Origin of the sequence: Spirosoma sp. (assembly GCF_026391055.1) — a bacterium.
Classification (GTDB): Bacteria; Bacteroidota; Bacteroidia; order Cytophagales; family Spirosomataceae; genus Spirosoma.
This window is the reverse complement of record NZ_JAPLET010000029.1, coordinates 12,274-24,629: the sequence shown is the minus strand read 5'-3', so window position 1 is coordinate 24,629 and position 12,356 is coordinate 12,274. Positions and strand designations below refer to the sequence as shown.

Annotated in this window: 8 protein-coding genes; 6 read left to right on the top strand and 2 right to left on the bottom strand. The window is 37.2% G+C overall.

Annotation, left to right across the window (positions count from 1 at the left end; all coding sequences use genetic code 11):
• Positions 1–16: 16 nt before the first annotated feature.
• Positions 17–1,261, bottom strand: a complete 1,245-nt coding sequence (locus tag NT073_RS27940) for a site-specific integrase (RefSeq protein ID WP_297380498.1) — start codon at positions 1,259–1,261, stop codon at positions 17–19.
• 423 nt (positions 1,262–1,684) lie between these two features.
• Between NT073_RS27940 and NT073_RS27935 the strand changes: the two genes are divergently transcribed.
• Entirely contained in the window at positions 1,685–2,122 is a 438-nt protein-coding gene (locus NT073_RS27935) for a helix-turn-helix transcriptional regulator (protein ID WP_297380496.1), read from the top strand.
• 187 nt (positions 2,123–2,309) lie between these two features.
• Here NT073_RS27935 and NT073_RS27930 read toward each other — a convergent pair whose 3' ends face one another.
• Positions 2,310–4,823, bottom strand: coding sequence for a P-loop NTPase fold protein (locus NT073_RS27930; protein WP_297380495.1), 2,514 nt, complete (start codon positions 4,821–4,823; stop codon positions 2,310–2,312).
• 575 nt (positions 4,824–5,398) lie between these two features.
• On the opposite strand from NT073_RS27930, the gene NT073_RS27925 reads away from it, so the two are divergent.
• From NT073_RS27925 to gnd, 5 genes are all read left to right on the top strand, one after another.
• Positions 5,399–5,644, top strand: a complete 246-nt coding sequence (locus NT073_RS27925) for a type I restriction-modification enzyme R subunit C-terminal domain-containing protein (RefSeq protein WP_366107940.1) — start codon at positions 5,399–5,401, stop codon at positions 5,642–5,644.
• 235 nt (positions 5,645–5,879) lie between these two features.
• Positions 5,880–6,860 carry a hypothetical protein gene (locus NT073_RS27920; protein ID WP_297380489.1) on the top strand — a complete coding sequence of 327 codons (981 nt, stop codon included), beginning with the start codon at positions 5,880–5,882 and terminating at the stop codon, positions 6,858–6,860.
• Entirely contained in the window at positions 6,857–7,780 is a 924-nt protein-coding gene (locus NT073_RS27915) for a hypothetical protein (RefSeq protein ID WP_297380487.1), read from the top strand. Before NT073_RS27920 ends, NT073_RS27915 begins: the two co-directional genes overlap by 4 nt.
• 49 nt (positions 7,781–7,829) lie before the next feature.
• Entirely contained in the window at positions 7,830–10,112 is a 2,283-nt protein-coding gene (locus NT073_RS27910) for a hypothetical protein (RefSeq protein WP_297380484.1), read from the top strand.
• 579 nt (positions 10,113–10,691) lie between these two features.
• A complete protein-coding gene (gnd, locus tag NT073_RS27905) occupies positions 10,692–12,146 on the top strand; it encodes a decarboxylating NADP(+)-dependent phosphogluconate dehydrogenase (protein WP_297380482.1) in 1,455 nt (484 codons plus the stop codon).
• Positions 12,147–12,356 lie beyond the last annotated feature (210 nt).

Sequence of the window (12,356 nt, the reverse complement as noted above, 5' to 3'; positions counted from 1 at the left end):
TGTTGGGCAGCGTCAATTAAATGGCTTGTACTTCGCTTTGACGGTCTTGAAATTCTTTGATGTGACGTATAACGGCTTCTTCTGTGCGCTCGGTGTAATACTGCTCAGTAGTGCTTGTCTTCTTATGCCCTAACATTGTGGCTACACTAGTCAAAGGGACATTATTTGCGATGTAATAAGAAGCACATGTTTTGCGGGCAACATGCGTAGTGAGCCGAACAGGAAGCTTACAAATGGCTTGTATTTCTTTTAAAATACGGTTCATTACCTGATTGGCATAAACGGGTAATAGTCGATTCTTATCAAGGCAATCAGAGTTAGCTTCATACTTTTTAAGTATCCGTAATGCCTTTGGTACAAGCGGAACCGTACACATATTGCCATTTTTACCCCGTTTAATTTTTAGCAATTGGCTACCGTCCTCTTTAGTCACTACATGTTCAGCACTTAGCTGACTCACATCAACATAAGCTAGCCCGGTATAACAACAGAACAAAAAAACGTCCTTTACATAATTGTACTCACGGCCAACAAAAACGGCATCTTCTAAAGCCTTTAAATGGCTTTCTCTCAATGAAACAACTTCTTTACGGTCTCTTCTGGGCCGAAAGAAGGCAAACGGATTTCTATCCATCCATTCGTTTGCAATCGCATAATTACAGGTACGCTTTAAAAACTCAGCATGTAAAACGGCATGATTATGACCATGCCCAAAGGTGCGTTTGCAGAAGTTGACCAAATTTTGAGCATCGACTAACTTAAGATCACTCAGTCTGAAATGTGGATTATTATGATGAGTGATAACGTATTGCCGTATACGTTGCACGATGTACCGTTTCTTCTCAACGGTCTTTTGTTCATAGTCGATACCCGTCAAGGCTTCAAATTCATTCTTGAAGAATGTCTCCAGACATTCGATTAAAGTTGGTATAGTTGGGTCTGCACTTAGCTTCTGCAAAACAACGTCCTTTATTTTCCTTAAATCAGGTGTTCGCTTTGTTAGTAGAAAATCGGTGAATGTCCGTTGAAAGTCAGCCCTTAAACCCTGTAGCAAGTTTGTAGCGGACTCATTTCCTTCAATACTGAAAGCCTTTTTGTCCAACTGTTTAGGCCGGCATGACAAGCCGGTAGAAAAGGAAATGCTTTTCCCACTATAAGACAGTTTAAGATACAGGTTAGTAACTCGCAAATACGGCTGAACGCTTAAGCGGTTCATGCGCTTTTCCTTTGCTGACGGCTCAGCTTGTTTTACCTTTGGCATAATAATTCAGTGATTGGTTGAGAGTTAGCCCTGTATCGCCTGGCCGCGATACAGGGCTTATTTTTGTTAAATGAGACTTTCTAAAGACACGCCAAAGAATTGAGACAGGTTACGAGCTTCAAATCCCATAATTGGCTTTTCCCCTCTTACTAATTGACCAAACCGCTTTTGGTTGATGCCCACCGATCCGTAAAATCTTCGGTCGGGTTTAAACTTCCCCTTTATACGATCTTCGTAAGATCGTAGGGCTTCGCTAATGGAACTGTTTCTTTGCATAAGTCAAATCTTCATCATTTAATGATGCAATACTAATCATTAAATGATATAATAAATCAAATTATGATGAATTTTATTTATCATAATTTGATAATTGCCTTATAATCACATTAGTTGTAATATTGCATTAATCAAAATCTGATTAAAATGATATCAGAAAATATCAAAGCCATTCGTGAAAAGAAAGGAATTAAGCAAAGTGATATAGCAAGGGCTTTAGGCATTGAACCGACAAACTACCCTCGTATAGAAAAAAGGGAAAAGCGGTTGACAATCGAAATGCTTGAGAAGATAGCTGAAGTATTAGGTGTTTCTATCCTTGAACTCTTAGGTTACAACAGTAGTCCACAACCAGAACGGATAAAAGAGTTAGAAGGCAAAGTCATACGCTTACGTACCGCGAATAAAGTACTTAGACACAAGAATGATCTCCTCTACTCTATGGCATCTTTATTTCGCAAGAGTGCAAACGAATTAATTGATAAAGAAAATAAACGATTTGAAGAAGAGGAGGAAGATTTTGAAGAATTAAAACGACAAGCAAATGAATTAGGAATTGATCTAAGTGACATTGAAAAAGATTAATATAAATAGTTACATCAGGTTTTATAACAGAAAAATGGTTCATTGATGCTTACAAGCGTATGAAACGCAGAGATAAAGAAAAAATAAATCTTAGCGAAGCACGCAATTGGGTAAGTGGAGTTTTTGAATTTTTAGAGGAAGAATGAAATTCCGTAAATTACTCTTCTTCTGACAAATAAAATCTTTTTCAATACTTGTTGCACGGAAAGCGGCTTGCAAAATCCGGAAAATGAAAAGTGTCACCCAAAGTAATATTATTTAATTCTGAGGATATAAATTCCGTACAAGCGTCTAGGGGTAATTTATTTAAAAAAGTTTTAAGTCCATCTATGTTATTAAACATATATAACGCAATGGGGTTTATAAAGTAATAATCATTCACTGAATTCTCATCTTTTATTGGCTCAAATAGATTGGATAAAAAATACTTATAATTTTTTAATAAATAATTAGAATAATCCTTTATAACATCTTCATCAGACCAAATAGAACTCCTATATAATTTATTGTATAGAAGTTTAAAGTCTAAATATATCATTACCTCGTTAGACTCAAATGAATTGAGTTCCTCTTTAAAAACACGAGTAGTTTTTGAAGTTATATATGGCAGGAATTCATTGTCATTACTAATAGTAATACTTTGAAGTATTTCACACAAGAACATTAACTTTATAGAACTATTATATTTTTCATCATTAAGTATTTCATCAAATAAATCGATAATCATTATTCCGTTATTATACACTGTAATTTTAGGTATATATATTCCTAAGACTTCAATAATATTTTTAACTTGCATTTTTAATTCATTGTATTTTAAATTAAAATATAGAAAAATCAATGAAAAAACCACGTTCTCAAAGGTTTGGCTATCATCAAAGTAACTTATTTGCTTTATGTTAAACAAATATTCTTCAATGCTTTTATCATCTAAATTATTTTCATAATTTCTAATTAGTTCAATCATATAATTCTTCAGCACATCTTTACTTGAATATATCTTTTTACTATATTTCACAATAGAGTCTGTGCCTAATAGTTGGTAATTAAAATATAAATGATAATATCTAGGTCTAGATATTGATCGTTCTGAATTAGAATCTAGAAAAATAACCTCTAATAATTTTAATATTACTTTTATATTATAAGGCTGCATAGCTATTTCCTTACCCTTTAATTGTTCCTCCAACTTAGTACTATCAAACCTATACAAGGAATTTTGTTTAGTCCATGTTATTATTTCACCATTGGCTAGCAAAGCGTAAACGTAAAAAAATCTGTATTTCAATAATTCAAGCAAAAATAAGTCTATTATCTCAATTTCAGAACCAATAGATACATAAGCAATATTATAACTGTTCATAAATCTTTTTACATCCCTAATATTTTTGAATAAAATATTAATAAGACTTACGCTAGGGTAGATATTAACATCCTCTAAACCAACAGGTTGAATGTTATTATCATAAAGATTTAAGTCTATTCTATGGATCGCAATTTCCATTTGTTTTTTAACAACAGATGAATAATGAGCACTGGTGATATGGTTAATTAAAATGCTTTTTAAAAATTTTTTATTTATCGGAGGAAGCGAAATTTCCAATTGAAATATTTTATTAATAAAGTTTTCAGAACCACTTCCAAGTTCGGCAAGTTGATTATTTACATAATTTTTATCAAAAGCTGAGAGGAAAAATACATTTTTAAAATCCAAATAATTACGAATTATACTAAATACCTGTAATAATTCGGCCTTAGTTAGTCTATCTAAATCATCAACTATTATAATTATTTTTTTTCCAATGCGGTCAATTATCTTATTAATATTTTCAATCTGCTTACTTTCATCATTTCCAGAAGCAAATAATAATTCATTAATTGATAAACTCAATAACTTAGCAGACTCTACATTAGCCAGCTTCTTTGTATAAGAATCTATTAAAAAAGCGGCTTCACTATCATACTTTTTAAACTCTTTATCTAATTCATTTAAAAAAACACTCAAAGACTGATTCACATTTTCAAACTTCCAAGGCTCAAAAAATAATACGATTGAATCTTGAGCGTTTAAATGCTTTACAATATACCGAATAAATACACTTTTACCATTTCCCCACTCAGAAGTAATTGCTATAGAGAATACTTTTTTCGTTTTTGAATCGTTTATAATTTTTGAAACTTCTTTAGCATATGGTTCACGATACAATTCATCTGAATTTTCTTCCTCAAAATTATCTTCTATTAAATGGTATTGATTACTATTAGTTTTATTAGAATCTTCTTTGATATAAATGTATTTTGACCCGATAATCGAAAGACTAATGAAAACTACATCAATTATATATAAATTATTAAGATAAAAGAATGACACAAAATTATAATCAAGTATATTACTTCTATATTTTACTAAATAAAATAAAAAACACAAGAGTGAAAATATAACTGACGTTACAGATATATATCTTCTAGAAGTGAATTTTTTTTTAAAAAAATACAGGCTGTATAAAAACAAAAGAAACGACATTATTGAAGTAAAGAGTTGACTATCAAACCCCTCAAATAGTATATCTCGTATATATTTTTTTATTAACTTATTTATAGGAAAATTAAATATATATATAATAGTCAGCAATACACTATACTTTATAATATCTTTATTTCTAAAAGATCCCCAGTAATAAGACCAAAATCTATCTTTCATTTGAATAGTAATCTAAATCTTTGAAAATATTAACAATCTAAAAACATGTAATAACTGTGATTACAATTTAATACATTAGAATTTTTACCAGTCGAAATTACTTTATATGGTAAACAGATCTTATTAAACTCGCTTTATCTCTTATAAGATAGCTTTGATTAATTCTACTATCATTTGTTCACTCAAAGTAAGTTAATGCTTTTACCTATACCCGATAAAGTTGCAAATATTATTACAAATACTCCAGAGAAATGCACGTAACCCCTTGAATTACAATAGCTTGTGATAAATTTATGACTACACTTTAAAAGAAGAATTTGCATTAACTCACATTATATAATAAACATTAGACGTATTCCACTAATAATGAATATGTTAACTGAACAATAACACCTCAGCTTCGGGAGCCATATAGAAAAAGCACTTACGTTAAATTGTGAGTGCTTTTTTATTTACATTGAACACAATTTGATACATAAACGACCTCTTATCTAATATAGTAGTCTATTTTCAACAAGATTGATTAGGCTGGAATTTTTCGGTATCTCCGTCTATTTCATCCGCTATAACATTGCTTGCCCTTGCTTTGTAAATCGGCCTTCTCAGCTCTCCTCGATAACGGATCGATGTCAGCCGTACAGATTGAATTTATCAATACACTCACTCACTACTTGGCTGAGAACGGCGTTATCGAAAAGAAAGTCCTGTATCGTCAACCCTTCACCAATATTGACAGTTCGGGTGTATCGAATCTCTTTAGTGGCAAGACCGTTCAGCTAGTCCAGATCATTGACAACAGCAACGCCAGAGCGACTGCCTAAAAAGTACATCTACCAACTCGCTTACTATGATAATAAGCTAAAATGAAGAAGAAAAGCGTTCCTTCCGTGGTAGCATCAGCCTCTGACATGCAATAACCATAAGCATGTTAATATGTCACTTAAATACCTTTCAACCAGCGACTTAGAATATTAAATAGTACTTTGATTATCTATTTGTTCAATTAAATTTACAGTTGAAAATTAGTCAGAAGTTGTTTCTAATAACCACATCTTCATGAATAAAGAAACTGTAAAAGATTTTATTGCTAGTCAGTTCAGCCTTTCCCCCGCCCCTGTTCAACGACACATCAAAAAAATCCTTAAGCTACTGGTTGCCGAAGATAAGCCCTTAACGTATCAACTCTTGTTATGTATGGCTATTGATTTATATCACGGCTCGCTGCCAATAGAGCGCTACGAATCGCTCTTGTACAAAGTCGATGTAAAGCAACCGGTGGATCAATTCTTTACCCAATTTCAGGATGCGATTAAGGCTATAGTTCATACTGAAGGGCCCCTATTCTCTGGCTATACGAACAACACGCATATACGAGCTAACTGCCAGAAGTATGCCACCATCATGAAAAAGGAAGACGTGGACAAATACTATACCTTTCCGTCCCCCACAACTAGCAAATGGAAAACATACAGTAGTAGCTACAGAAAACTACCTGTCGATAACCTGCTGGCAAGGGGTTACACCGATACGCACATAAAAAAGCCAAAGCCCAGTGTTTTTTGGCTGGCCCCATGTGAGTGGGTGGAGGGCATCCTTACGGTTCACGGCGATGAAGCCGCAACAATACTGGTAGATTTACTTGGCTTACGGCATTTGAGTCATGATGGCACCGAGTTGATGTACCTGGAGCTTCCGTCTGGCTTAATTCCTACGGCATACCAGTCAACCACAGCCCAGGCCACATGGAATACAACGATAAAAATTAAAAAGGCGGATGGCTCACCAGAAGATGTGCCGTATAGCCCCTTTCTTTCGTATGGTAATATGGATGGCTGGGGCCGCACCTTCTCGCTTCGGGCTAAAAATCATAAAAATCAAGGTTTCGAACGCATAATCGATGTAATAAACGTTGATACTGACGACAAGAAAAAGCAAATTATTTTGCATAAGATTAGCGGGCCAGTTAAAGGCCTGAGTACGCATGATAACCGGGACGGACTAATTGATGAAGGGCTGAAAAGATTTAAAACTGTATGATATACGAATCGGCAAAACATATTCTAGGACAAAACAACGCAACTTCTGTTAAGCATTGGTATACCCTGATCCGAAACATTCTAGAAGGTAAACCGCTTGGCTTAGCGATCACATTCCCGGCATCAGAATTTCCTGCGGATAACTTACAATATCTGTACGAACACCTTAAAGAGAATAAAATTGATGAACAAATATTTGAGAGCGCTCTCTTACAGGTATTTGATTTTTACAGAAAAAACAAAAGTTATACTAACGAACTATATTTTTTAATCCGCTTTTTTGAGGATGTTTCAATTTCACATTATTTTGACAAATTTTATGAAATCATAGAACGAAAAGAATTATATAAGCGATATTATCAGAAGCTAAACCTGCATTACCTTTTATTAACTGTTCTCTTCGACTATGATAATGATAATGCACTAAGAGAACTCTTCTTACGTGACGTACGCCACCAGAAAGACCCTGATTTTTTTCAGGCGGCTTTGCGCTATTTCAGTACACGAGTAACGTATGGTTCATCTCCAGACTTCAATCTCTTTTTAGAAGACGTATGTAAATATATAGATCATACCAACAAGGCTATTATTGATGCGATAGTGGTAACGTTTGATGAAATAACTTACATTAACAAATCAGCCAGAGTCATCCATAATTGGTTCAGCGATACAGAAAATGATGTTGACGATAACGATTTTTTCAAGTCACTAACGGATGAAACGGTTCTGTGGCTTTCAGCTATAGAAGAGGATTCTCACTTTGATGAAGATTGTGAGCGATTACTTAGCTATTTGATTATTAAGTCTAAGACATCCGACCTTACCAAAAGCGTACAAAGACGTCATAAAAAGGATTATATTATTCCTCCCGCGTTCATGAGCAAGCTGCTTTTAAGTAGCTCTAGATCACGGCTTGGTTAAATAATTAACTGATTTCCTAAAAGTACATTTTACTTTCTTATTACCAGACATGCGGGACTCCATATTCGAAACATTAACGATACGGCAAATAGACGATTTAATTCATCAGGAAGAATTAGAGCAGCAAGGTTATAGCTTTTATTGTACGCCTGACCTCCATGAAATTAGTAAGTACTGCTATCCGTTTGGAATAGACAGTACTCTCACCGAAAACGGGTATACTAAAGATGGCTACTCCGTTTCTTATATCTCGGACCAATTCATAGCACTTTCACGTTTTTTCGATACCAATAATATCTTCTTACTACTGGATGAATATCAGGATGAGCTGCGGGAGTTACGAAATAAAATCATTGAAAATCTATTTAAACGAATTAAATTTCATAACGACTATAAAACTTTTTCTGATTATTTATTTAGTAATAGTGGCAAAGATATAAAGAATGACTTTGGCTTACTTATCTCTGCCGCTTCTGGTGTTTTGCAGCAGGGAGCCCAACGCTATAATTCGTTTGTTGGCGAAAAGCTGATCGTTAATTACGAAGAATTTGACCGCATCGTTAGCGAATTTGCTGCCTTAAAACCAATAGAGTATGCTTTCGAAATGTCGAAGAACAGCCGGGAAGCGGTGGTTGAGCGACTTATGAAAGCCTTTAGTAAAAAGCGTGACAACAGAAAAGTCGCTATTGAGGCAGACTGTAAGGCCATTGACAGGATTTGTCAAATCAACAATACACTTATTGAAAATCAGGAAAAGTACCTGTTGCTTTTCCTTTCTTCTACGGATACGTCACGGGATGTTTATTTCAACGATGATATCAACATAATTGATTATCCAGTTATCGGCAAAAAGGCGTTTCATTTCCACAGAACGTCAGCGCAAATATTCATACAGACGTTGTTACGTGAGGACAACGATATCAAGGCTACTTTAGTCGAAATAAGGAAAATTGTATCAAAGAGAGTAAGTGATAGCGACAAAGCCATAGCTACCGAGTTTGAAGAAGCATTTAATGAGCGTATCAATATTTTACGGAATCGCTACGCGCATGAAAATTTATTGAAACAGCTTAAGGATTTTGAGCGTCTATTTAACCGCCTGAATGAAGCGGAGGGTAATTACCGACACTTATCTAAACTTTTTAAAGAACTACAGGAACAGGTATTTATTAAAGGTGTCGATGCACTGGAAGATACGTCAAAGGGAATACTTGGCACAATAGATTTCGAACTGGAGTTTCACCAACATTACAATAAATGGCTTAGGAGCAAGCCTCATGCTAAAGATAAACCTTCTTTTCTTATCCAGCGCGGAAACGACTACGTATTTGGAACGGGGCATCACCTCCCACTGCTTTTTAAAAACGGAGGAGATCAGAAAGAACTAATCAAAAAAATCGTTACGCAGTACATTATTGATGAAGTTGAGTCTTTACAGGATAAAGAAGAATTTCTGGAGGAAAAAATCAGAGAATTAATTATCAGCAATGTACAGGAATCATTTAACGCCCAGGGGAAACCCGGTCCGGAAGATATTCTGGTTCGCTGTCTGTTAAATATTATTATCCCGACTGACCGAAAAAAAGGGCTTGTTATAACGCCAGAATTTGTGGTTATTAACGTTGCGGAAAAACAGCTTCCTCTAATAGAGAATGACAGCAACCACAAAGAGCTGTTAGGCGACTATTATTACCTCTTGTGCTGGGTATGCCGTAGAAATTTAGACTACAAAAAATCAGAATATTATGCTCATAAGGGCATTGCTTCATACCCCGAAGATCCACGGTTTTCACACGGACTATTCCTGTATCATTATTGTAAATTCAGAGACTATATCCCTACAACAAGTACCAATCTTGAAGGGGATACGATGAACGCGAAACTACATCTGGAGCAAGGCCTCGAAAGTGCTTTTAAGGCACTTACAAACTATAACCTCTTACTTGTTGAAGAACCGGATAATATTGTCCTTATAAAAACAAAAGCGGCTCTAATGACCGGTATTATTGTTGCTTTTGCTTATTTATATGCCATTAGCCAAGATGAAAATAAGCTAACTAATAGCCGTAACATCATTACTGAATTAAAGGAGTTTGAAGGTTCAGGGTATGATCAGCAACCTGAATATAAGTATGTTGAATCGTTTCTGGAGTATCAGGAATACTGTAGTTCGGTCATGCGTGGGGAGCCCAATCAAAGCAAATTACAATATGCCTTAACTGCTATAAAAGAAGTGCATGAAGCCGTACGTCCCCGTGAAGAATATGCCAAATGGTACACAAGCTTAAAGCTTTTCTGTTTCGAAAAAAATATTTCTATCGTTGGCAATTGACTTTTACCACAGGCTATTTTCGGTTTTGCGCATATAAAAACAGTATGTTGACTTTGTCAGGCTGTTTATGCTTGAGTTAACTGATGATGACAGCCGGGAACCTGCTGGCTTTTAACTTTCTTCCCGAATAGCCTTCCGTGAGAAAGGGACCTGCTTTCCTCCTTTTTATGAACTCATAGCGCCCGAGCATTAGAACAGCGCAGGTTGGTGAGGTGGTACCTCCCGGTAGGGATACGAACAGAAAATAAACAACTCATTAACGATCAAGAACTTAATAGGCTCATTCTCATAGATTAGCCTACGAAACAGCTTGAATAACGGGGAGTTGGGACAACCCCTGAGCCGATTGAACGTATAACTTACTACGTCCCGAAAACTTCAGGCCCTTGTATGTCGGCGGTGGAGGGCATTATCTTAGCGTTCGTTTCGTCTCGATTTGCACAGAAAATGCCACGAAAGCAGCAGACCTCCTGACAACCAGCAGCAAAGCGATACGACCTTTAGAAATGAGTAGGGCAGCCATAGGCGATACTTACTTAAACCAAACCAATACAACTTATAATTAGTAGATTTCACGTAATGACAAAAACTGCAGACATCGGCCTAATTGGTCTTGCCGTGATGGGTGAAAACCTTGTACTCAACATGGAAAGCAAAGGGTACACCGTAGCCGTTTACAACCGAACGGTTGAGAAAGTCGACAACTTTATAAACGGCAGAGGAGCCGGCAAAAACTTTATCGGTGCCCACTCTATTGAAGAGCTGGTCGCATCGCTGGAAAGACCGCGCAAGGTGATGATGCTGGTAAAAGCTGGTCAGCCTGTGGATGATTTTATTGACCAGATCATTCCGCATCTTGAGCCGGGCGATATAATTATTGATGGGGGCAACTCCTATTTCCCGGACACCATCCGCCGAACCCACTATGTAGAAAGCAAAGGGTTTCTATATGTAGGAACGGGGGTTTCCGGTGGGGAGATTGGTGCCTTACACGGCCCATCAATGATGCCCGGAGGAAGTGCCCAGGCATGGCCTTTTGTAAAAGATATTTTCCAGTCGATTGCCGCCAAAGTCGACAACGGTGTGCCCTGCTGCGACTGGGTAGGCAGCGACGGGGCCGGACACTTCGTAAAAATGGTCCACAATGGTATCGAGTATGGCGACATGCAGATTATTGGCGAAGCCTATCAGATCATGAAAGATCTGCTGGGCATGAGCGCGGATGAAATGCATGAAGTATTTACCAAATGGAATACCGAAGAACTGGACTCCTATCTGATCGAAATCACTGCCGACATCATGGCGTATAAAGACGAGGACGGCAGCCCCATGATTGATAAAATTCTGGATAAAGCCGGACAAAAAGGTACAGGTAAATGGACGGGTTCGGCGGCTCTCGATCTAGGCGTTCCGCTTACATTGATCGGAGAGTCGGTGTTTGCTCGCTTTTTATCGGCCCAAAAAGATATGCGGGTAGAGGCATCAAAACTAATCAGTGGGCCAAAACCCGAGTTTAGTGGTGATAAGCAGGCCATGCTAAACGATTTGAAAATGGCGCTATACGGTGCCAAGCTTATCTCGTACGCACAAGGCTACAACTTATTGATGGAAGCCGCTAAAGAGTATGGCTGGCAACTGGATTATGGCGGCATTGCCCTGATGTGGCGGGGTGGCTGTATTATCCGCTCTGCGTTTCTGGGAGACATCAAAAAAGCCTTTGACAACAATTCGGCACTTGCGCATCTGCTGCTCGACGATTTCTTCAAACAGAAAGTAGAATTGGCACAGGATGGCTGGCGTCGGGTGTGTGCTGCGGCTCTGATCAATGGTATTCCGGCCCCTTCGCTGACTTCGGCACTGTGTTATCTGGATGGCTTCCGCAGCGAATGGCTACCCGCCAATCTGTTGCAGGCCCAACGGGATTACTTCGGTGCCCATACCTACGAACGGATCGACAAACCACGCGGGCAGTTTTTTCATACGAACTGGACGGGCGAAGGCGGCAACACAGTATCGACGGCTTACAACAGCTAAACGACTTGTTCTTCAACAGTTGACTTTATAAATTACGAGACTACCTGCCGACCTGTGCATATGCGTCATTTTCCCAGAATGTAGCGTGTATACGCAGGTCGGCGGGCAGTTTATACCAATGCCAGACCACGAGAACGTTGATATTTACGGCTGATTCTCAATAGAACATACGGCAGCGCTGTCTGCCGGTAGGACAGGAACTAATTGACC

Excerpts from the sequence above, each read along its gene's own strand:
- NT073_RS27940 (WP_297380498.1), bottom strand. The coding sequence starts at position 1,261 with ATGCCAAAGGTAAAACAAGCTGAGCCGTCAGCAAAGGAAAAGCGCATG.
- NT073_RS27930 (WP_297380495.1), bottom strand. The coding sequence starts at position 4,823 with ATGAAAGATAGATTTTGGTCTTATTACTGGGGATCTTTTAGAAATAAA.
- NT073_RS27910 (WP_297380484.1), top strand. The coding sequence starts at position 7,830 with ATGCGGGACTCCATATTCGAAACATTAACGATACGGCAAATAGACGAT.
- NT073_RS27920 (WP_297380489.1), top strand. The coding sequence starts at position 5,880 with ATGAATAAAGAAACTGTAAAAGATTTTATTGCTAGTCAGTTCAGCCTT.
- NT073_RS27935 (WP_297380496.1), top strand. The coding sequence starts at position 1,685 with ATGATATCAGAAAATATCAAAGCCATTCGTGAAAAGAAAGGAATTAAG.
- NT073_RS27915 (WP_297380487.1), top strand. The coding sequence starts at position 6,857 with ATGATATACGAATCGGCAAAACATATTCTAGGACAAAACAACGCAACT.
- gnd (WP_297380482.1), top strand. The coding sequence starts at position 10,692 with ATGACAAAAACTGCAGACATCGGCCTAATTGGTCTTGCCGTGATGGGT.